The 23,987-nt window shown below is 46.6% G+C and carries 16 protein-coding genes; 5 read left to right on the top strand and 11 right to left on the bottom strand.

From position 1 onward, the window contains the following. Positions 1–12 precede the first annotated feature (12 nt). The 5 genes from J7623_RS07795 to J7623_RS07775 are packed head-to-tail and all read left to right on the top strand — an operon-like array spanning position 13 to position 8,345. Complete coding sequence (locus J7623_RS07795; protein ID WP_291919238.1) at positions 13–3,441, top strand: SusC/RagA family TonB-linked outer membrane protein; 3,429 nt, start codon at positions 13–15, stop codon at positions 3,439–3,441. 12 nt (positions 3,442–3,453) lie between these two features. Further along, positions 3,454–4,926, top strand: a complete 1,473-nt coding sequence (locus tag J7623_RS07790) for a RagB/SusD family nutrient uptake outer membrane protein (RefSeq protein ID WP_291919235.1) — start codon at positions 3,454–3,456, stop codon at positions 4,924–4,926. Positions 4,927–4,936: 10 nt separating this feature from the next. Further along, the gene (locus J7623_RS07785; RefSeq protein ID WP_291919232.1) at positions 4,937–5,773 is read left to right on the top strand and encodes a DUF4843 domain-containing protein; all 837 of its coding nucleotides are present in this window, start codon (positions 4,937–4,939) and stop codon (positions 5,771–5,773) included. Between the two features lie 10 nt (positions 5,774–5,783). Next, positions 5,784–7,193, top strand: a complete 1,410-nt coding sequence (locus J7623_RS07780) for a PKD-like family lipoprotein (RefSeq protein ID WP_291919229.1) — start codon at positions 5,784–5,786, stop codon at positions 7,191–7,193. A gap of 15 nt (positions 7,194–7,208) precedes the next feature. Next, the gene (locus J7623_RS07775) at positions 7,209–8,345 is read left to right on the top strand and encodes a TlpA disulfide reductase family protein (RefSeq protein WP_291919227.1); all 1,137 of its coding nucleotides are present in this window, start codon (positions 7,209–7,211) and stop codon (positions 8,343–8,345) included. A 91-nt stretch (positions 8,346–8,436) separates the two neighbouring features. Here the strand turns inward: J7623_RS07775 and J7623_RS07770 are convergent, their stop codons facing one another. The 11 genes from J7623_RS07770 to J7623_RS07720 form a co-directional block, all read right to left on the bottom strand. Further along, positions 8,437–9,762, bottom strand: coding sequence for a DNA mismatch repair protein (locus tag J7623_RS07770; protein ID WP_291919225.1), 1,326 nt, complete (start codon positions 9,760–9,762; stop codon positions 8,437–8,439). After that, positions 9,759–11,045, bottom strand: a complete 1,287-nt coding sequence (locus J7623_RS07765; protein ID WP_291919223.1) for a DNA mismatch repair protein — start codon at positions 11,043–11,045, stop codon at positions 9,759–9,761. The genes J7623_RS07770 and J7623_RS07765 overlap by 4 nt, the downstream gene beginning before the upstream one ends. 9 nt (positions 11,046–11,054) lie before the next feature. Continuing rightward, the gene (locus tag J7623_RS07760; RefSeq protein ID WP_291919221.1) at positions 11,055–13,391 is read right to left on the bottom strand and encodes a Gldg family protein; all 2,337 of its coding nucleotides are present in this window, start codon (positions 13,389–13,391) and stop codon (positions 11,055–11,057) included. An 18-nt stretch (positions 13,392–13,409) separates the two neighbouring features. Then, on the bottom strand, positions 13,410–14,336 hold the full coding sequence (locus J7623_RS07755) for an ABC transporter ATP-binding protein (RefSeq protein ID WP_291919218.1): 927 nt from the start codon (positions 14,334–14,336) through the stop codon (positions 13,410–13,412). An 18-nt stretch (positions 14,337–14,354) separates the two neighbouring features. Then, positions 14,355–15,134, bottom strand: coding sequence for a hypothetical protein (locus J7623_RS07750; RefSeq protein WP_291919216.1), 780 nt, complete (start codon positions 15,132–15,134; stop codon positions 14,355–14,357). Between the two features lie 10 nt (positions 15,135–15,144). Then, positions 15,145–16,587, bottom strand: coding sequence for a RagB/SusD family nutrient uptake outer membrane protein (locus J7623_RS07745; protein ID WP_291919214.1), 1,443 nt, complete (start codon positions 16,585–16,587; stop codon positions 15,145–15,147). A gap of 11 nt (positions 16,588–16,598) precedes the next feature. Further along, positions 16,599–19,967, bottom strand: coding sequence for a SusC/RagA family TonB-linked outer membrane protein (locus tag J7623_RS07740; protein ID WP_291919212.1), 3,369 nt, complete (start codon positions 19,965–19,967; stop codon positions 16,599–16,601). A gap of 129 nt (positions 19,968–20,096) precedes the next feature. Beyond that, entirely contained in the window at positions 20,097–21,272 is a 1,176-nt protein-coding gene (locus J7623_RS07735; protein ID WP_291919210.1) for a FecR family protein, read from the bottom strand. A 52-nt stretch (positions 21,273–21,324) separates the two neighbouring features. Further along, the gene (locus J7623_RS07730; protein WP_291919208.1) at positions 21,325–21,903 is read right to left on the bottom strand and encodes an RNA polymerase sigma factor; all 579 of its coding nucleotides are present in this window, start codon (positions 21,901–21,903) and stop codon (positions 21,325–21,327) included. Positions 21,904–22,179: 276 nt separating this feature from the next. After that, positions 22,180–22,902, bottom strand: a complete 723-nt coding sequence (locus J7623_RS07725) for a LytTR family DNA-binding domain-containing protein (protein ID WP_291919206.1) — start codon at positions 22,900–22,902, stop codon at positions 22,180–22,182. Further along, complete coding sequence (locus J7623_RS07720; RefSeq protein ID WP_291919203.1) at positions 22,899–23,906, bottom strand: histidine kinase; 1,008 nt, start codon at positions 23,904–23,906, stop codon at positions 22,899–22,901. The genes J7623_RS07725 and J7623_RS07720 overlap by 4 nt, the downstream gene beginning before the upstream one ends. Between the last annotated feature and the right edge of the window lie 81 nt (positions 23,907–23,987).

Below are 23,987 nucleotides of genomic sequence, written 5' to 3'. Positions count from 1 at the left end.
AATCCGACCAACATGAAATTTAAGTTTCATTGTCCTCCTTTGTCCCCTGCGGCAAGGGTAGGGAAATGCATGTGCACACCTTTCAGATCTTGGCTGATGCTGCTAACCATCGTATTGCTTTACCTGCCGGTAACTGCAGCCAGCCAGTATGTAACGATCAGCCGGCATAATGCCTCCCTGGAAAGTATTTTCAGCGACATCAAAAAACAAACAGGCTATACTTTTTTTTACAAAGGAAATATCGATCCCACATCACTGAAAACAGATGTTGAATTGAAAAATGCCAGCCTGGAAGATGCCCTGAAATCCTGCCTGAAAAAATTCAATCTTAGCTATACGATCGTTAATAAAACGATTGTGGTTACCGCCGGAAGCAATACCGGCAATGCAACACCGGCCATCACCGCTCCCGAAAAGGATAGCCTGATCTACGGAAAAATTGTGGATAGCCTCACCAAAGATGCTATGATTGCGGTTTCTGTGTATGTTAAAAACACAACCGAAAGAGCCCTGACAAACGACAAAGGACAATTCAGTATTAAAGCCGGTGCCGGCGACCTGTTAGTGCTCACCAGCGTAGGTTACCAAACAAAGGAAATACCGGTCAGTAACATCCGTAACCAGGTCATCTTCCTCTCTCCAAAATCCAGTTCGCTGAACGATGTGGTAGTAACCGGTTACCAGGTAATTAAGAAAGATAACTATACCGGTAACGCTATTGTGGTGAAAGGAGAAGATTTAAAGCGGCTGAATCCACAGAATATGCTCAAAGGCCTCGCCTCCTTCGATCCTTCGCTGAGAATAGCCGATAATAATCTCTTCGGCGCTGACCCCAATGCCATGCCGAAAATCAATATCAGGGGAACTACCGCCATGCCCAACGGCGAGATACTGGACCGGAATAATCTCTCCAGCTCCTACAATTTGCCGGTATTTATCATGGACGGGTTTGAAGTATCCCTGCAAAAAGTAGTGGATATGGACATTAACCGCATTGCCAGCGTTACCATATTGAAAGATGCTGCCGCCACGGCGGTATATGGTTCCAGGGCAGCTAACGGGGTGATCGTTGTTACTACGAAAGCGCCGCAGCCAGGCCGTTTGCGCCTCTCCTACAACGCGGAAATGAAAGCCACCGCGCCTGATCTCAGCGACTACAGCGTACTCAATGCCGCCGACAAACTGGAGTACGAAAAACGCGCCGGCCTCTACTCCTCTCTAAACAACACCGCCGCCACACAGGACGAACTCGATCAGCAATATTATTCCAAACTTAAAAATGTAGTCAGCGGTGTAAATACCTACTGGCTTTCACAACCACTGCGTAACGCCTACTCACAAAAGCACTCTGTATACGTTGAAGGCGGCGACTCCTCCTTCCGCTACGGTATTGATCTCCGCTATCAAACAGATCCCGGCGTCATGAAAAATTCCGGACGTGACCGTTACAGCGGAGGTATGAGCTTTACGTATAACCCTAACCGGAGGCTGATATTGAGAAACGACCTGACCATTACACAGGTAAACGCCCGCAACTCCAACTACGGCAGTTTCGCCACCTACGTGGCCATGAACCCCTATTATCCTATTTATGGAGAAAACGGTAAACTGATTCGTGAAATTGCCAACTGGCGCGTAGATACACATCAGCCGGGTAAGGACCAGTACAAAAACGTGCCGGTGTTGAATCCACTGTATGAAGCCAGCCTCGGCAATTTCGATAAATCCAACTATACAGAGCTGATTGACGCCTTTTCTGCTGACTGGCGCATCACACCAGCCTTACGCCTGATAGGCCTCATGAGCTTAAACAGTACGAAATCCACTGCCGATAAATTTGTTTCTCCTTTCAGCAATGCATTTTACCTGGATCCGCCGGAAACAGCCATGAACAAGGGTTCGTATGATTACGCAGCTACCCAGTCCCTCAACCTGGATGGAAACATCCGCATGGTATACAATAAACTGATAGGAGAGCATTCTGTAAATGCCGTACTCGGCGCTAACGTCACTTCTTCTACCGCAGATTTCAAAGGCTTCCAGGCCCGCGGATTCTCCAATGATAAATTCAGCAGCATCGCATTTGCACGTACCTACACGCCAAACCAGGCGCCCAAAGGCAATGTGGATGAAAGACGCCTGATCGGCTCCTTCTTTAGCAGCAGCTATTCCTACAAAAACAGGTACCTGTTTGACGCGGCTGTTCGTTTGGATGGATCATCTGCATTCGGCGCCAATAAAAGATTTGCACCATTCTGGTCAGGTGGTATTGGCTGGAACGTACACAATGAAGACTGGTTCAAGCGTAGCTTTCCCTCACTCTCCCGGCTAAAACTCTCTGGTACAACAGGGTTGACAGGCTCCGTAGATTTTCCTCCTTTCCTCGCCAGGACCACGTATAGTTACCAGACTTCCAACTGGTACTCCACCGGCATCGGCGCCATCGTAAATGGTTACGGCAATGATAACCTGCAATGGCAGAAAACTACCAACTATGAAGCGCGCGCGGAAATTGGCTTCCTGGATGACAGGATTATGCTTACACCCGTATATTACTATAAGCTCACCAAAGGTTTGCTGACGGATATCAATATTGCGCCTTCCACCGGTTTTTCTACTTATAAAGAAAACCTGGGCGATATGGCCAATAAAGGATATGAGCTGTATATAACCATCAATGCACTACGCAAAGAAAACCTGAACATTAACCTGACAGGAAATCTTGCCCATAACACCAACACCATTGTAAAAATTTCCAATGCACTGAAAGCTTACAATGAAAGCGTGAACAACTACCAGCTCGATCCCAGCAAAGGTGCGCAGGGCAGGCCATTGCTGCGCTTTGCGGAAGGCCAGTCGTACAACACCATCTATGGTGTAAAATCCCACGGCATTGACCCGCAAAACGGGCGTGAGATATACGAAAAGCCAGATGGTAGTCTCACCTACGACTATGACGTTGCTTACACCCGTCCTATTGGCGACTACACCCCAAAGGCAGAAGGTTTCTTTGGCAGCAACATCACCTGGAAACACTGGATGATGAGTTTCAGTTTCCACTACAAATTTGGCGGAGACATGTATAATCAAACGCTGGTGGACAGAATTGAGAATGCGGACCCACGCTTTAATGTAGACAGCAGGGCTTTGACGATGCGCTGGCAGCATCCTGGCGATCAGGCGCTGTATAAGAATATCACAGATCTTCATCTCACCTACGCCAGCAGCAGATTTATTCAGAAAGAAAACCTGCTGGAACTGCAGTCGCTGTACTTCTCCTACGATCTGGCACAAGCCATTGCGAGAAGCATCGGTTTACAGTCTCTTCGTGGAGCAGTAACCATGAACGATATACTCCGTATATCCAGCGTAAAACAAGAACGTGGTATCGATTATCCTTTCGCGAGAAGCCTTACCTGTTCTATCCTGGCCACCTTTTAAACTATCATTCTCATGAAGAAATTAATTGTAATACTGAGCCTGGGAGTATCGATGATTTCCTGCAAAAAGTTCCTGGATATAAAGCCTCAGACGCAGGTTGACAGAGATGAACTGTTTAATTCGCAACAGGGATTCAGAGAAGCGCTCAATGGCATTTACACCCTTTGCGCCGGTCAATCGCTCTATGGCGGTCAGCTTACTTACAACATGCTGGATGTACTGGGGCAGAACTATACTTTCAGTGATGTGACCAACCAGGAAATTGCCAACTTTAAATACACCGGCGGCGCCGTGAAAGGCATGGTCAACGATGTATGGGGCAATGCCTACAAAGCTATTGCCAACTGCAACTACCTGTTACAGGCGATTGATAAAGACACTACTATTTTCAGCGACGGAAACTACCGCCTGATTAAAGGGGAAACACTCGCCCTACGTGCTTACATTCACTTTGATATGCTACGCATGTTTGCGCCATCGTTCGTAAATGGTGCTACGCTGAAAGGCATTCCTTACGTAACGAGAGTGGGTACTACTTCTACTCCGTTCTCCCCCGTAAATGCATCAATAGACAGTGTGCTGAAAGATCTGACCACTGCCAAAACATTGTTACAGAACGATCCTATTAAAAAAGCAGCGTATATCGTAGGCTATCCCGGTGATGATGCGGCCAGCGAACTGGATAATGCTGACCTGTTCATGCAGAACAGGCGTCAACGGCTGAACTACTACGCCGTTTGCGGAGAACTGGCGCGCGTATATCTTTACCGCAACGACTATACGAATGCGCTGGCAAATGCCGAAGAAGTTATTGCCACACAGAAATTTCCGTTTACCAAACAAGCCGATTTCTTCCAGACAGATATTCAAAAACGCGATCGCATCTTCTATAAGGAGCTCATTGGTTGCTGGTATACAGAAACCACTTCCATTATCGAATCACTACAGGCCCGCTTTACCAAGCAGAATCCGGACTATAGCGCTACCACCAACCAGGTGAATGATATCTATGAGATCGGCACCTCCGGTGCAGACGACTGGCGGTTGAAGCAATGGTTCCTGAATACAGCATCGACCACCGGTGGACCGGATCGCGCCGTGCTACAGAAATATTACCGCAACGCATCTCCACTAAGCAATATACATCCGCTGGTAGCTCCGGCTATACGCCTGTCTGAGCTGTATTACATTGCAGCAGAGGCCAGCTTCGATAAAAACCCGCAACGCGCGCTGAATTATTATAATACCCTGCGTGCGGCACGCGGCATAGGGAACCAGGTAAATAATGTTGCCGGTAAATCAGCGTTTATTGATCTGCTGATAAAAGATGCCAGGAAAGAGTTCTATGGCGAGAGCCAGATATTCTTTATGTATAAGCGCCTGCATCATGCGGTATATATCAACGCTACCAATTCCAAACAACCATCCAACAGCATTTTCGTACTACCGTTACCGGATGATGAAAACGCTTACAGAAACAATTAACAAGCATCTCATGAAAAGACTTTCTATCATTACTATTCTTGCCTGCCTGTTATTCAGTTGTAAGAAAGATAATATTAAACCGTACGATCTGGCAAAGGACAATATCTATCTGAACTATGCCAATACAGACAGCCTTGTTTATTCCTTCGCTTACCATCCTGAACGGGAAAAAGATACCATCTGGATACCGGTGATGATATCAGGTAAGATGATCCACCGGGACCGGCACTTTACGCTGGCAGCTGTGGATAGCGCTACCACTGCGGTATCCGGGAAACACTATGAGGCTTTGAAGGCCTCCTACACGATGCCGGCAGATTCGGGCACTATAAAGATCCCGGTCATACTGCTCAATGTAGACACTGCGCTGGCCAATAAATCCGTGCACCTGACCATCCGTATATCCGGTGGTGAGGACTTTGCAACGAACCTGCCGCTGGAAATCCGCACCAAACGTATCCAGTATTCCAACCGCCTGGAAGAACCGGCGTGGTGGTCGTCCTGGGCCGGTAACCTGGGTAAATACTCACGGGTAAAGCACCAGTTGTTCCTGATCAGCAGCGGTACTACTGATCTCGTGATTGCCAATTCCTATCCCGACTGGTACATGGAAATTCCGAGAACATTGTATTATATCTCCAACACCAGCTACCTGCTGCAATACCCGTTTGAGTGGGTAAAAGAACACGCCGCATCTGGCTATGTGCTCGAGAAAAGAAACGATCTTACGGGAGACTACGACTTTTTTAGTAAAACCGCTCCTGCCAAACGTTTCCTCCTGAAGTACTACGCATCGGCCAGCAAATACGTATTCATCGACGAAAACGGGGATCAGATTCTCTTCTAAAAATATTACTATGAGCAAAAGATTAATTGTTCTGTTATTATCGGCGGGTTCTTTCATGGCCTGCAAAAAAGACCTCGGGAATTACCAATATAATGTGCCCGCAGAACCTGTGCTTTCCGGTCTTATTGACAGCACGGTGAATGCAATTGTTGGCGACTCCCTCGTGATCCGCCCGGCCATTACGCTGGCAGACGGCGATCCGTTGAAAGACCTCGCTTTCGACTGGGATATCCTGGTGGCAGAAGAAGCCAGATCGGATCACTATACCGGCTATCCGCTGCGTATGGTGTACAACCTGAAACCTATGATACGCAATGCCAAGGTAACAGTAACAGATAAACGAAATGGCATCAAATACTTCTATAAATTTAAGATCGACGGCGGTACACGTTTTTCAAAAGGTGCAGTGGTATTGAGCGTCGACAAAGGCGTTACCCGCCTGTCGTTTATACGGCCAGACAGTACGGTGAACCCCGACCTGTACCAGGCCCTTCATCATGAAGACCTGCCGGCCAACCCGGTACAGTTGTTTGCCAAACCATTGGCATACCAGGAAAATAGTGTGGAAGACTACTGGGTGATCTGTAAAGATCCGGCCAAACAAAGCGTCATCATTGATGGCGCCACGATGCTGCGCAAACGTTATTTCGGGGAGCAATTCTTCAACCCGCCCACTCCTATGGAAACACAGGCGTTTAACGGCGCCATGGGCATACCTACGGGCATCGTTAATGGCAAACTATATCTTAGTATCACTTCCACTGCGCCGTTTGCACCGGATTTCGGTAAATTCTCCAGCATGCAAACAGGCAACTATTACCTGGCTCCGTTCTACAACCGGTATAATTTCTTCTTCGGGTTTGATACTATCCGCCATGGCTTTGTAACCTTCGATAGCGGCGGTAATTTTATGGGCAGCGATTACCAGGTGGTAGGCAGCGCTTTCAATCCGGCTAACCTTGGTCCGGGAACACTCCTGTTCATGCAGGCTATACCAAGCCTTTCCTATGCTTATTACAAATCCGCAGACGGTAACGTATACGAATATACGTTTACAGTGCAGATGAGTAATTATGATCTCCGCACGATCATGCCCACACGGAAACGGCTATTCAAGGGAGCCGCCCTGCTCACAGCAGATAATCGCTGGCAACGCTCCACAGTAGATGTATTTTACTTTACTTCCAACGATAAAATCTACCGCTATAACCCGGTTAATGAAGACTTGCGTGTACTGGAAGCCAACTTCGGCGGCAAAAAGGTAACCATGCTGAAACTCAGTGCGGATGGTAACACCCTCACTGCAGGGATAGAAGGCAGTGTAGTATTGCTGGATGTAAGCGTTGGTAAAAATGGCAGCATTGCCAGTCGCGTAGATGGCATCCCGGGTGCTCCTGTAGATATTGTATCAAGAAAATAACTATAAAATATAGAGATGAAAAGAATATTAATACTGGCGGCAATCACCCTGCCATTCGCTTCCATGGCACAAAAACAAGGCGCCTTTACCATTGAAGGACACATTGGTAAACTAAACAGCCCTGCGATGGCTTACATCGACTATATGAGCAATGGTGTTGGCAAAGAAGACAGCGCCGCTGTTATCAATGGCAAGTTTACCTTCAACGGCACCAGTTCCGGCTACTCCTACGCACGCATGGCCCTAAGCCACGATGGCAGTGGGAAACAGAAAGCGGTGTATACCGGCGATGTGATCTACTTTTATTTCGGCAAAGAAAAAATTAAGATTACTTCTGCCGACTCCCTGGCCAATGCCACTTTCTCCGGCTCCAAAGTATACGATGAATTTATTGCCTACAATAAAACCATCGGTGGTACAATCATGGACCTGAACAAATGGGCAAATGCCCAGGTACAGGCAGCAACGCCTGAACAGCAAAAAGACACTGCCTTCTTCGCACCAATCAATATAGAGTACCACAGGCGCATGAAAGCCCGGGCAAATGCGCAAATTGAATATGCTAAGACACATCCGCAGTCTTACTTCGGTATGGTGGCACTATCAGAAGGGACCGGTACCCCTGTAGACGTAAAAAAGATAGAACCGATCTATAATGCCATGAGCGAAAGCCTGCGCAACAGCGATCCGGGCAAGGAACTACAACAGCGCATCTACGCAGCCAAAACCATTCATATAGGCGCACCGGCTCCCAGGTTTACCCAAATGGATGTAAACGATAAACCGCTGAAACTGGACGATGTAAAAAGCAAATATCTGCTGGTAGAGTTCTGGGCCAGCTGGTGTGGTCCCTGCCGCGCAGAGAACCCCAATCTCACCAAACAATATGCAAAATATAAAAATCAGGGATTTGAAGTCGTTGCCATATCACTGGACGACCACAAAGACAAATGGGTAGAAGCCATTGCAAAAGATCAGCTGCCATGGCTGCATACCTCAGATCTCAAAGGATGGAATAATGAAGTGGGCCGTAAATACGGCATCCGTGCGGTACCTGCCAACTTCCTGCTGGACGAAAATAAAAATATCATCGCCATCAATCTTCGCGGAGAAGAACTGAATAAGAAACTGACGGAATTATTTGGTAATTAAGACAACTCAGTTATCTGACGAGCATATTATATTTCGCAATACCTACGCCGGCCATATTTATGGCCGGCTTCTTTTTTGGTAAACACATTCGCTATACCGGTGTATCTTCTATCAATTCCAGGATACCTTCATTCCTGATAATCATCATACCCTGCCGGTCTTCCGTAATCCCTTCCCGGAGGCGATAGGTGTATTGCGGATGCACCCCGTTCATAATAGTAGGCATATAAGCAAAGCGAATATTTTCATACTGCCGCAGCATTTCCCCTACTTCAATAATATGGGTGGAAATAATAAACAGGCATTCCCTATACACAGCAAATGCTTCAGTCACTGCCAATGTACCATCAAATGCATCCTTAACGTTGGTGCCTTTAAACAGTTCATCAAACATCAGCAGCATCCTGCGGCCACTGCTGACCGCTTCTGCAGCCTGCTTCACCCTTACCACTTCTGCGTAGAAATGGCTGTAGCCCAGGTTGATGTTATCCGCCACATTGATGGAAGTATACAATCCCTGCCTGATAGAAAATTCCATACTGTCAGCCGCCACGGGAAACCCCATATGCGCCAGGTACAGCCCTATGCCGATAGATTTCATCAGGGTGGATTTCCCTGCCATATTTGCCCCGGTGAGGAACAGTACATTACTATCCTTATACAACTGTAAGTTGTTGCCTACAGCATCTTGTATAGATGGATGCCGAAGATCGGCTGCTGATAATACATTGCGTTCCTCCGGTAAAGCGATGGCATAAGTAAATCCCCTGCTACGGGCTACATCACTCACCGCCACGTTCACATCTACTTCATAGATAAACGAAAGCAGAGACTCCATTTGCTCATGGAGTTTGTTTTTTAACAGGTAGTCGTAAAAAGCCAGGATGCGTACCGGCAGATCCTGGTAAATATCGATATTGGCCAGTCTTTGCAGCCTTCCATCAGAGAGTATTTCTTTTACTGCCGCAATACGCCCGGCATAAGGACCTTCATACGCTGCAGCTGTCTCCAGGAAAGCATTACATCGGTTCAATGTAATGATAACGGCCTGCAATCCCTGGACTGTTTTCCGGTATCGTTCATCACGCATTAACACTGCCAGCCCTTTTCTGACAAGCGTATTAACCAGCACCAGCCAGGCGCTGTTTCCCGCACTGCTGTCCAGGTAATCCCGCATCATTCCTATTTGCTGTACGTCAAAAGGGAAGCTGAATTTCGCCTCCTGGAAAAAGCGGAAAATGCTGCTGCGTTCATTGATGGCTACGGCATTGTCCAGTGGATGACGAAACATATGATCTAACAGTTGCTCGGCACCCCTGGTTTTCACCTGGCAGAACAAGCCATATATGGATCCCTGGCGGAATTTGCCTAACAGGTTTAGTTCATCCAGTGTTTGTTTATCTATAGTAAAACTCATAATGCTCTTTTTTTCAGGATATCCAGTATGCCTTCATTCCGTATAATGATCATCCCATGGCGATCGTCTGTAATCCCTTTTTCCAGGGTATAGGTATATTCCGGCGTATGTCCGTTCATGCGTGTAGGTAAGTACAGGAATGCGGCATTCGTCTGTGTTCGTAGCTCCTCTCCTGCTTCCACAATATGCGAGGAAATGATAAACAGGCTGGTCTTTTTCCGGTTGAACGCCCTGGCAATAGCCACGGTAGCCTCATGCGCATCCTTTACATTGGTGCCCCTGAACAACTCGTCAAACACGATGAACAAAGATTTCCCGCGATGCAGTTCTGTGGCCACCTTCTTTACGCGCAGCACTTCTGCATAGAAATGGCTGGCACCAATACCCAGGTTATCTGGCAGGTTGATGGTAGTAAAAATACCGTCCATTACGGAAAAATGCATGGCTGCCGCAGCCACTGGAAAACCCATGTGCGCCACGTAGAGAGCCGTACTTACTGCGCGCAGAAAAGTAGACTTTCCTGCCATATTAGCGCCGGTCAGGAATACCTGGTTTTGTCCATCGCCCAGGAAAAGGTTATTGGCAATGGGCTGTTTCAGCTCCGGATGATATACGCCTTCCAGGCATAGTGTTCCACCTCCTTTTTCCAGCGCTTTGGGAAAGATAAAATTCCGTTCTGTTGCCACTTTAGCTACAGAAAGATATACATCCATGTTGTAAATATGCGCCAGTAACTGCGTTACACTGCTTCGCTCACTGATCCTGAAAAGGGTGTCGTAAGCCGCCACTGCGCCGTAAGACAACTTCCCTTTCGCGCCTTCCCTGAACACCGGCTCAAAAGCAGGGTTCTCCAGGAGTAAGGCAATAGCGTTCAATTCCTCCATATAGGCGTTGATGTTACTTACCCCGTTTGTGGTGATGAACGACTTAATACGCTGCATCAGTTCTATGATAGCCGTTACGCCATTTACGATCTCTTTTTCGCTCAGGGGCGACTGCCGGTGCCTGGCCCGTTCATCTGCGCTGGTGAGGTATTTCTCCGCCATGTCCAGCGCACCGGCATCAAAAGGAAATGGGATGTGCAGCCGGGCAAAACTTTCAATAATGCTGCTACGCCTGTTAATTGCCTCCTGGCTGGCCAGTGGGTTCCGGAACATCTCCTGCAATACCGCTTCGCCTCCACGGGTGTGCGTATGATTGTACAGATCACAGATGCCGCTTTTTTCACGCCGCCCGAATATCCCGAGGTCTTCCATTGTCTGGCTGTCGGTTTCCAATATCATGATACTGCTTTATTTCCTTTTACGTCTGATGAGTAATATCGTTGCCGCCAATAGTATCAGGGCCGGCAATATCCATACATAGGTTATTCTTAGTGCATTGGCCATTGCCAGGTTAATAGTCAGCTTTGCATCCCTGGGCCTGGGCCTTGGCGTATAGATCGGGAATTCATTATTATCCAGCCAGCTGTAGATAGCCCTTCCCATAAAATCGCCCCCGTTCCGGAGTGTACTCATAAAATCAGCATCCCCGCAAACGACTATACGTTGTTCTTTATTACTGTGTTTCCTGGTTAGCGACACGGCGGTAGTAAAGGGGGTATGAATATCCCCATCCTGCGGGCTATACACAGGTGGCACAGAGTCGGTGACCAGGGTACCTGCTTTCAGCCATGTTTTATCTCCTTCTGTCAGCAACAGCGGCTGTATGGTAAATGGTCCTCCTGCAGTATCACAGGCAATGGCTGTAGCTCCCGGCAGCATGGTAAACATGGTATCTTCACTATCTTTCTTTTTCATGGCCTCCTTTAATATCTGCAACACATATTCCTCTGCAAGATTGGCGCTGGTGGCAGTGAGATAGGGTTTCACCATATGTGGCATTTCATCTTTTGAAGGTTCTACCAATGTACCAGGCATCAACTGCACACCCAGCTGTTGCAATACAGGGTTCAGTATCGCCTGTTTGCCGGGTTCTCCAAGGATGAACAGGTTGCCGCCCCTATCAATGTATCTTTTAACCTTATCCAGCGTTTGTGTACTCAGCGCTGTTTTAGGATCGGCTATTACCAGTGAGGCAATATCGGTAGGAATATCAGTACTGGATTGTGCCAGTGTATCAAAATCAAACCCCAGGTTTATCAATGCATAGCGGTTACCTTTTGCGATAGAATGCCTCCAATATTCCCGCTCTCCTGTTTTGTAAATGCTTCGCTCCAGGTTGCCTGTTAAGAACAATATTTTGGGCATCTGTGCCTGCAATAAGCGTTTCAGGGCAGGTGCTACCTGCATTTCTTCCGGCCAGAACAAGCCATCATCAAATGTCCGGAGAAAAGTAGTACGTCCTTTGTACTTCAACTGCATTACTGCACGGTAAGCCTCCGGCTGCAGGTCTATGCGTTGATGCATTTCTTCCGGTGATTTATAACCAGACAGATCTGTTTCCCGCCCAAAGGCTATCTTTTCTGCTATCTGTCGAAGACTTTTCCCCGGGAACTGCTTATAAAGGGTGCTATCTGCACTGGCATCATAGTCGTAGTAATACTCGTATTTGAACTGAATGTCCGGCTTAAACCGCAGGTATTGATCCCATAGGGAAGATAAATAACTGTTACGGCCTTCCGGACTTCCCTGGTCTGCGCCAGTTCCTATCAGGTTGGTGTACAGCGTCACTTCCAACGGGGATTCCTTATCCATCTGACCGATAATTTTCCGGGTCCGTTCATGAATGGTATTGGTGTTATCTGCGGTCGTATCCCAGTAAAGGGTAGTGGCAGGACGTGAGGTGATATATCCTATGAGCAGCGCAACGGTTATCACCGCCATATATTTTCCTGCTTTGATAAACCAGGGGCTGGTACCCCGTGCTCCTCCAAGCCTGATCAGGGTAAATCCTAAAAACAAACAAATGATTACCAGGAAATAAATAACATCTTTGGTGGTAATGAGCCCGACAAGCATTTTCTGGGTACGCCCTGAAAGAGATAAAAAATAAGTAAGATCCCTTACCAGGTCATATTTCTGCCACAGCCCACCAATACGGCTCAAGATGAAAATAACGATAAAGGTGCCGATGGCGGATACAATCTGATAGGTGGTAAGGCTGGACATAAACACGCCGATGGCAGCATAGGCGCATATCAGTAAATAAAAACCAAAGGCGGCAGACAGCAATACCCCATAATCAACCGCATGGATAGTAAGTGCTCCTGTTATCATAAACACGCCTACTATCGATACCAACAACAGGTTAAATATCATCACCGCCAGGTATTTTCCAAACAGGATATGACGAATTTTTACCGGGGAAGAATAAAGCAGCTTGATAGTGCCACTGTTAATTTCCCTGCTGATGATCCCCATCGTTAGCAAGGGTACAAACAGGTACAGGTTCTGCATCACATTCACGAAAATACCATCTGTTCCCATAAAGATCAGCCGGGTAAGCGAAAGCCCAAAATCTTTAAACTTCGGATTATTCTCTATGGCCACATCCTGCCACCTGGCAACACTGGTTAAGGGAATCGTATAAAAAACAGCGCCCTGCACTAAAAACGCGATCAATAAGAACCAGGCAACAGGGGAATAAAACAGGTTGCGAAGTTCTGTTTTAGCAATTTTAAAGGTCATCTTTATCTGTTAATTTTTTTAAGAAAGGGATTGTGCGGATAATTGTTTGAAGATGTCGTCAGGCAGGCCTTTGTCAAAGCTGATCTCACGGAGCCTCCATCCATGTGAAATACTGGCGGCCACCATATTTTCAGCCACCTCCTGGTTGCCATCAAAATAAATGCGGGCTTGTTTGTCTGCCAGGTATTCCACCCTGGTTACGCCCTGCACTTTCATCAGTTCTGTTAGCGGCGGAAAATTTTCCAGGCGGATCAACATACTATGCGGTTGTACATAGTTATTGAAGGCATCCATGGTATCGGAAAATACAATCCGTCCCGCTTCAATCATGATCACTTCTTTGCAGAGCAGGTGTACTTCTGACAAAATATGTGAAGAGAAAAGTACGGTATGGTCTTCTGCAATTTCCCGGATCAGTTTTCTTGCTTCTATCAGTTGGTTGGGATCCAATCCGTTGGTAGGTTCGTCCATCACTACCAGCCGGGGCTTGTGAATAATGGCCTGGGCGATGCCTACCCGCTGCCGGTAGCCACCCGAGAGGTTACGGATCAGGCGTGAGCTAAAATGTGCAATGCCACATCGTTCCTTGGCCTCTTCCACCGCTGCCTTTATCTTATGCTTTTCTATTAACCGCAGTTGCGCGCTGTAAGTGAGATATTCATCTATCGTGAGATCTGTATATAAGGGCGGTGTTTGCGGCAAAAAGCCAATTTCTTTTTTAGCCAGTTCGGGTTCTTCCCTGATATCCACCCCATTGATCAACACCTTCCCCTCTGTTTGATTGAGTACACCGCAAATGATACTCATGGTGGTGGATTTCCCGGCGCCATTGGAGCCAAGCAGGCCCACAATGCCCTTCTGGCTTATCTCCAGGTTAATATCCCGTATAGCCCAGGAGCTGCTATACTTATGTGAAAGTTGCTCGGTTCTTATAATCGCACTCATACTAAATTGATGATTGTTTTAATAGTTATTGATCAATAACACGGACAACGTCTGATTGCCCAGCAACGCCAGTGTAACGTTACGGTTACGCCAGTTGTTAGGCGTCAAGGTACCTGGATTACTGATGCCTGTTGCCTGGTAAGAGGCGATCAACGCACCGCTGCCAGCATCCCGGAATTCAAATACATAATCCGGCGATGTCGTCTTTGCTGCATATCGCTTAAACCCGGTGATTCCCTTATAAGGCAGATTACTTACTTCCACACTGCCTGTTTGTCCCTGTATGTTGATACTAACAGGTGCGCTGCCTGGTGAAAGGTTCACGAAGCGGATACCTGTTACGCTATCTTCCGGCAAATAAACAGGCAAAAGATCTGTTACCAGCATGGTATCCGGATGTTGCATAGTTCCTGTCAGGAACAGGCTATGAATAGATCCTACCGGCAGATGCAGCGACATATTGAAAAGCGGCGTACTTTTTTCCAGCGTATCAGGATATGCGTAAATAGCCAGTGGTTGTTGGCCGCTATAGGCAGAAAACTGGTTACTCAGCACCGAGAAAAAATTGTAAGGCAACCTGTTGGCATACAAGTAGGTGTTGAGTGGAACGGTACCACTAAAATTAGCTACCAACATGTCGCTGCCTGCTATTGCATTAACAATGGTCAGCGAAGAAGTGCCAGGTGGATTTTTTTCCTTCGAACAGGAAAACAGGCAGCCGCAAATGAGCAGCGGCAGCAAACCACGGCACATTACATACCAGGCAACGACGGAAAGTTTGAGTGTTATTTTTGGCATCACTTTTTTTTTAATAGCCCTGGTTTTGTTTCAGATAAGGATCCTTCTGTATCTCCGACTGGGGAATGGGATACAGCAACTGGAAGTCGCCCTGCCAGGGGCGTTTCAGTGGAATAGCAGACAATACCTGCGTTGCCTTGCCGGTTCGTTTAAGATCCAACCAACGGTGCCCCCACTCACAGAAAAACTCTGTCTGCCGTTCTTTGGCCACAGCGGCCAGCACCTGCGACTGGTTTAAATTCGTTGGCAGATCCGTCAGCCCTGCCCTTTTACGGATGATATTGAGATCCGTAATCGCAGCGCTGATACCAGCGTCGTGCGCAGATGCCTCTGCGCGGATCAGGTAGGCTTCAGCAAGACGCAACATAGTATAGTACTCTGTTGCTACGCCCATTCCGGAGCGGTCGGCGTTGGCATTTCCTATTTTGTATTTAGACGGGTAGTGGTAGTTGCCGGCGCCTCCGGGAACAATGGAGTTATCGGTGCTGTCCACCCAATCCTTTCGCCGATGGTCGCCTGATTCAAAAGCGCTGAGCAGTTCGGGTGACAAATAATGATACGGCTGTCCTGTATGCACTGGCACCGGCTGGAAGATACAGCCTTCGAAGGTGGCATTATAGGTTATGTTATTCGTCACATCCTGTTGCAGTTGCCAGATGGCTTCCCTGCTACTGGTGGAAAATACATTGTTTAAATTACTCTCCAGGTTGTACAATGATGTTTGATTGATTACTGTGGTAGCCTGTGCTGCAGCGTTTTTATAATTGCCTGTATAAAGCAATGCCCTGGCCAGGAGTAAGGTAGCAGCCCACTTGTTGGGGCGTACGCGTACCCCGCCATTGCTGGCGGAATAATCTTCCGGTAATAGGGCTACCGCCTCCTGGAGGTCCTGGATGATCTGCTTGTATACCTGTTCCTGCGGAGCGTTGGGGAGATTTTTTGTTTTGTTGAAATCCACCGTGAGTACAAGTGGTACATCACCAAAAAGATTGGTGAGATAAAAATAACTGAATGCCCTCACAAATTTTGCTTCGCCTGTCAACCCTTTCTTTACATCATCATGCAGCTTGCCGGAAGTGGATCCTGCAATTCCTTCCATGATGGCATTTGCATCATAAACTGATTGATAAGCGCTGGTCCACTGATCGGAGGGGGCATGCTGCAACAACAGGCGGTTGGCGTTAAAGGGATAATAGGAAGCATTTACCCCACCATATGCCAGCAGTTCATCAGCAGACAAGCCCGCGAACATGGTAATTCTGCCACTGCCCAGTGCACCATAGTTCAGCATATTGATATACACACCTGCCATGGCAGCAGTAGCCTGGGCATCTGTACTGAATACCTGCCCGGTGGTAATGGTATTGCGGGGAGGATCTATTTCCACCAGTTTGCTGCAGGACCCACATAAACAAAGTACTACTGAAAAAATAAACACAAAACGTATATACATGACCGTGGCAGTTAAAAGTTAAAGTAAAGAGAGCAGGTAAGCGCTTTGGCAGGCGGCAATGTTCCGAATGTCTGCATATCCGGATCCATTCCCTTAAAGACTGTCAGCACAAAGAAATTTTGCATGCTCATCCGAACACTTGCTCCTTTCACGCTGGCTTTTTTAAGCAGCTTTTCAGGCAGGACATACCCCAAACTGACGTTATTGCATCTCAGGAAAGAAGCATCCGAATATTTCGCATCAGAATTATTAAAGTTGATATCACTGATAGTGCTCGTGGTAGAAAGCCTCGCATAACGGGCATTATCACCAGGGTGGCGCCAGCGGTTGTTGTACACCTCCGGTGAAATATTATTCATGCCACCTGGTGTGCCGTTGACCACAAGATTGCTGAGGCCCATCTGATTCTTAAAATCAAAGAAAAAATACAGCATCCAGTTTTTATAGTTCAGGGAGTTACCTATTCCACCTGTAAATTTTGGAGCGGTATTTATTCCAATATAGCGATCATCGTTGCCGGTTCCGGGAGAAAGAGCGGTGTTGGCACTAATGGAGCCGTCGTGGTTATGATCAGCATAACTGTATTGTCCGGTTTGAGGGTCCACTCCCTGGTAATGCAGGAGATATTTCATATCAAGTGATTCCCCCAGTTTGTATTGTGAATAAAATGGAGATGCCTCAAATTCGGGGTATGCCAGTAATTTGTTGACGTTATGAGAGATATTAAAGTTAACTGTCCAGGAAAACTTCGCTGTACTCACGATCCTTGCACTCAGGTCTGCTTCCAGGCCGGCATTCTCCACGTTGGCTGGCCAGTTGGCCACCACTTTATTAAAGCCCGTGAATGCCGCAACATCTACAGACATGAGTTGATTATTGCGGCGATTACGATACCAGGATAAACCGAGATTGATCCTGTTGTCCAGGAACCCCAATGCAGCGGCTACTTCCAGTTTTTTTTCGAGCTGCCAGTGATACAACTGGTTTTCATGGTGTAAAGGCACCAGCGGTTTAATACCATTGTAATTGAACAGTGTGGCACCGACTGGCGAATAGCTCGCCCATTGAGAAAGATATTGGTAATCTCCCACGTTATCGCTACCGGTCAACGCATAGCTGCCCCTGAATTTTACAAAGCTGAACCAGCCCGGCAATATATCCTTCATCCATTTTTCTTCAGAAGCGATCCAGGTACCGGCAACAGAACCAAAATTCCCAAACTGGCTACCAGGCGCAAAACGGGAGGACCCATCTCTTCTACCGGTCAATTCCAATACATATTTATCTTCCCAGTTCAGGTTAACGCGACCAAATAACGCTGCATATTTGTACTGCCCATAATTCTGACCTGCCATTACAAATGAGGCCCCATATATACTGCGAAGCAGGGCATCGTCTTTAAATCCTGCACCAAACAGGCTGGAACCTTCCGTAACCGTCCTGTTCATGGTACCACCTGCCAGCACAGACAACTTCAGCTTACCGATGTAACGGTTGTAACTCAACTGCGGCTCAACAATCCAGTTATTAGTGCTGGTACCTCCCGACATACTGGCTCCTGTAATGTTGGTATTGACGGGGTTCTGGCCCGCAATGGTTTGCAGGAATAAGCTGTTGAATTGTGAATTAGCGTAGCCAACAGAAGTGATGAATGTAAGATCCTTTAGCAACTGGTAACTAATCCGCAGACTGCTATTCAGGCTATTGGTTTTGCTGCTGAAAGGATTTAAGAGACTACTAAAGGGATAACTACCTCCCATACCAGCGGCATTCCAGTCTGCATAATTGAGATTTCCCCTGCTATCAAAAACGGCCGGGGCGTTGGGTTCCAGCGTGGTAAACTGCGGCATTAAAACCATGTCGAGAGGAATATAGGAATACTCGGCAGTCATACTTAGGGACAGCTTCTGGTTTTTGCTGCGGTGGTTCAAATTCAGTGTGGTGGATAACCGTTGATTACTTCCGGCATAGGTAAGTATATCCGTCTGGCGCATGTAACCTGCGCTGAGGCGAAAAGAGGTGCTGCCTGTTCCTCCCGATAAAGTAGCATTCACGTTGGTCATCTTCCCTCCTTTCAGTCCCTCCTTTTGCCAGTTGGTATAGCGGGTAGTATCCCATACCATCAGATCTGGTGCGTTGACTGCTGTTGGAGTAATACCATCGTTGGCAAAGGCTTCCCGCCGCATCTGCAAATACTCCTGTGTATTCAGCATAGGCCAGAAACGGGTAACGGCCGTAGCTCCCTGGCTTGCGCCCAGGTCAAAACGGGTTTCTCCGGGTTTCCCTTTTTTAGTGGTGATCAATATTACGCCATTAGCACCGCGGGAACCGTAAATAGCAGTGGCACCACCGTCTTTCAGTACTTCTATGCTCTCTATATCCTGTGGATTCATGGTGAACAAAGGGCTCTGTCCCTGCGCAGGATTAAAGGTCTGTGACTGATCAAGGCCCGGCGACACATCACCATATTCCCCCACGGCGTAACCGGAGATATTTAAAATATTGAGCGGTACACCATCCACCACGTACAGCGGTTCAGAGAGCACATTGGGGTTGATAGAACTTCTTCCCCTGATCTGAACTTTTACAGGCGAGCTGGCATAACCGGTGGTAGGCGTTATCACCATACCGGGTACTCTTCCCTGTAATGCCAATAATGGATTCATTACCGGCTGCATGGCAATTTCCTCTCCTGTTACCTTGCTGATATTTCCGGTAGATAACCGCTTGCTGGTAACCCCATATGCCTGTACCACCGCCTGGTCCAGCACACTGGTAGCAACGTTCATTCTTACCGTCATAGAACTCCCGGCAGGCCCTACGGATAATGTTTGCTTCTCATAACCAATACTGGAGAAACTGATCATATCACCCATCTTTACTTTCTTCAGTACGAATTCTCCTTTTTCATTCGACTGTGTACCAGCGCCGGATGTATTGGTTATAATGCTGACACCGGGGATACCCTGCATGGTCTTCCCATCATAAACAACCCCGGGCACATCCATCAACGGCAGGTCTAATTCAGAGGTATCATTCGTTTTGTAGAAAACAACAATAGTGGTTCCTACAATGGTGTAAGCGAGAGGTAGCTTTGCCAACGCCGCCCTCATAAACGCCTCCAGTGGCAGATTCTTTGCATTGATTGCTACCGTGGCGGTTATATCTACTTTGTCGGGATTAAATATCACCGCATAATTGGTCTGCTTCTTAACTTCTGTAAACAACTGCTGAAGCGTTACCTTTTTACTGCTATAGGTAATAGTCTGGGATATTGCCTTCCGCGGCGCAATCAACGCGATTGCAATAAAGAAAAGTGCCACCAGTTGCGGACGCAATTTTCTTTTAACGGTTGGCCACTTTTGATTACATAATGGCATAATACTTTTGGTTGATTATTGAATTGGTTGACTTAAATAATTACATATTGCTCCGACAGGCGCAAAGCTCCGCCACTCAGTGTTACCACTGCTTTGTTTTAAATATGGTGAACTTGTTGACTGAGCTAATTATGGCATGACAATCAGTTGTTTTCCTGTTATCCTGAAATGAACCCCCATCTTTTCCAATATTATCAGCGCTTGCGATAAATTCAATTCTCTTTTGATTTCTCCCGTAAATACAATATCCGGTACTTGTTTTTCATACACAACGTCTACATCATACCACCTGGCCATTTGGCGCAATACTTCATCCAGGCGGGTGCGCTCGAATCTGAAAGAGCCATTCTTCCATGCAATGGTCATGTCAGGGTCCGGGTAGTCTGCTACGTTCATCTTTCCGTTCGCGATCCTCACCTGCTGCCCGGGCCGCAGTATCATTGTTTGCTGGTCATAGGCCATTCTCACGCGGCCTTCCAGCAAGGTAGTGCGGATACTGCTTTCATCCGTATAGGCGTTTACGTTAAACCGGGTACCCAGCACTTCCACCCGGAGATGATCGTTGATGTTTACCTTAAAAGGTTGCTCCTGGTCTGCTACTTCAAAATATACCTCCCCGGTAATCCTCACATTACGGTCTTTCTCTCTGAATGCAGTAGGATAAGTAATACTGGATGCCGCGTTCAGCCATACATCTGTACCATCCGGCAACTGCAGCTTATACTGCCCGCCTCGCGGGGTAGACAAAGTATGGTATTCCACGGCCGTGGCATTATTTTCATAATGCAGCAGGCCACTGTCATTGCTGGCCTTAAAGCCGGCATTACGGATATTGCCATGGGCGCTGTCGAGCAGTATTTCCTGGCCACCAGCCAGCTTCAACACCGCATGGTTACCACCTGTGGCCTTACCCATTTCCGTCACCAATCTGGCTGCCTGTGGCCGGGGCTTACGATCCGTCAGCAACACCCAGGTGAGCCCCAGAGCGGCTATCATCACTGCTGCAGCGGCATAACGGAACCATAAGCGACGCAACAACGGCACAGGGCGAGTTTCGTCTTCTATAGTATGGTTAATAGATAGCAACAGACGATCCAGTATCTGGCGGCTCATATCCGCCGTCAGCACCGGCTTTTGGGCAAACGCCGCATCATAATTTTCATGTAATACAGCTTCCAGTCCGGCATCCTCCTCCATCCTGTTCTCCCGCAGCGCCGCAAAAAGCATTTCACTCTCCGGCGTGGTAATTGTGCCGTCAAGGTACCTTTGCAACAGGTCTGCCAGGGAAGATCTAATTGGCTCCATACTAGTAAGACTAATGAGTAAAAGAAAAGGGTGGATGCGACCAAAAAAAAATTTATTTCAGGGATACCAGCAGTATCAGCAATGAAATATTGCCGTGCTCCAGCAGGTACTCTTTAATAGATTTTACGGCCAGGGACAAATGTTGCTTGAACGTATTACGGGAAATGTTCATCAAAGAGGCAGCTTCCTCATAACTTTTTCCCTGCTGCCGGCACAGGATAAAAGCTTCCCTGCGCTGGGCGGGCAACTGGTCAATGGCTTGCCGGAGCAGTTCTTCATACTGTTTTGCCTCTATCTCATTCATCAGGGCCTGGTCATTAATACCAAGCGAAACCCGATGCATTACCTCCTCCCGGATGGTTTCAAACAAGGCAATACGATTTAACTGCGTTAACGCAACATTCCGGGCGATCCTATATAAATAAGCGGAGAAAGACACCTTGATGTCCAACTGTTTCCTGGCTTCCCATAGCTTTAGAAATACATCATGCACCAGGTCTTCCGTCAATACCGGGTTCTTGGTAAACTTGAGCAGGTAATTATAGATGCCTCCATGGTACTCCAGGTAAATGGCCGTAAACGCCTCTTTATCACTGAGGGCAAGCTTTTTGATTGATTCCTGTTCCGTCATGATGCAGCGCAATATTGTTCAGATGGCACCTCCTCTGAAGCAAGGATAAATTTAATACTAATTGTCAAACCAAAGGAAATTGCTGGTACCTTTCACCACGCTACATGCTCATTTAATCCCGCAAGCTGGCACGCCTGCTAACCGGCTACATTACCACAAATGGTAGCTTGCCAGTGAGCCTGCCGGGTTAAAAATAAAAATTTGATTTTAATAAAAAGAAATTTCGCTGAAATTACGCGACTTTTTGGGGCTATCACTTATAATTTCGCGGGGAGATTACCTGCCCATGATCTTTTTTGTTACAAATTCATTAAAAAAGAAATCCCTGTAAATACTTCCGATAGGGATCTCGTTGGTACCTATATATACGGTGTTGTTATCCACAGAATCGATATGCTTCACATTGATGATATAGGATTTACTTACTCTCACAAACATATCCTTCGGTAACTGGTCGTAAATAGTTTTGATATTCATTGCCGTAATGACCTTCTGATTATCGCTGTGCATCACCACGTAATCTTTTAACCCCTGAATGAAAAGGATGTTGTTGAAATAGACCTTAAAAATTCTCCGGTCTGCTTTCACAAAGAAATAGTCGTCTGCTACCTGTTCAATATTATTATTCGCGTAATCTGCCTTGAATAACCTGGCGTAAGTATGTGCTTTTTCAACCGCTTTCTGAAAGCGTACCAGCTTTACAGGCTTTATCAGGTAATCAATTGCATCCACCTCGTAGCTGTCGGTAGCAAATTCAGCATAGGCAGTGGTAAAAATCACAAATGTTTCTTTCGGAATGGTGCGGGCAAATTCAATTCCGTTAAACCCCGGCATTTGTATATCCAGAAAGATTAAATCAACAGCATTGCTTTCCATAAAACCGGTAACCGTTTCCGGGCTACTGAATGAACCAATTAAATCCAGGTCATCAGTCTGGTCGATCAACATCTCTATGGCTTCTCTTGCTAATGGTTCATCATCTATAATAATACATTTCATAGCTTTATGGTTAATGTTACGCAATACCTGTCGGAGTCATCATCAATATTCAAACGATGTGTTGCAGGGAATAACAGCTCCAGTCTTCGTTTTACATTTGCCAATCCTAATCCGCCTGTGTTGTTAACGGGTTTAAGCATGGGTTTGGAGTTGACGCATTTAAAAAACAGTTCATCGTTCCTGACATCGAAATACAGGTTTACATAAGACGATTTTCCCGCATCATTATTATGCTTCACCGCATTTTCCACGAATGGAATGAATAGCAAAGGAGGAATTTGCACACCGCTCAAATCTCCTTCTTTCGAAATCAGAAAATCAAAACTGTCCCGCCTTACTTTTTCCAAATTTAAAAAATCTTCCAGGAAATGAATATCCGAAGTTAACAATACCTTATCTCTTGCACTGTCATAAAGCTGGTAACGAAGTAAATCGCTCAGCTTCATTAAAACCTGCGAGGCTTTATCCGGATCTTTCTTCGTCAGCACATTGGCATTGTTCAGCATATTAAACAAAAAATGCGGGTTGATCTGGTTTTTCAACTGCTCTAACTCTGCGTACGTTTTTGATTGTTTAAGCTCGTAAATCAATTGCTTGTCCATCATTCCCTTTTGAAACAGTTTTATAGAAGCCGAAGCCGCCAACAGCAGCACAGTAAGAAAAGAGAAAAGTGGAATGTTCACCCCGTTTTCATTATTAAAAGGATTAAAAAAATGGCCACAAACAGCCACTACAATAAGGATACCCAGCACAGATAAGCCGTAAGCAATATTCCTGTTCCTGAACAAAAGCTTTGGCACCAGCACATACATATTCACATAGAACAGTGCAATAAAATATACAAATACCGCCATCGGGTTGTCAATTACAGCAGCGCTTTTGTACAACACAATACCAATAAAAACAATGAGGAGCAAATGCCGGAAGATCCTGTGGTTGGGGGAAATCAGGAAACGGAAAAGCACATTTTCACTAATAAACTGCTGACGTGTAAAATCATTCATTTATAACCTTGTATAACGCAAACTTAACACTTAAAATGATGATCTGACCTGTTTTTTATACGAAAGTCCGTGCTTTTTATA

Source organism: Chitinophaga sp., assembly GCF_017745275.1.
Lineage (GTDB): Bacteria > Bacteroidota > Bacteroidia > Chitinophagales > Chitinophagaceae > Chitinophaga.
This window is presented reverse-complemented; position numbering and strand designations above follow the sequence as displayed.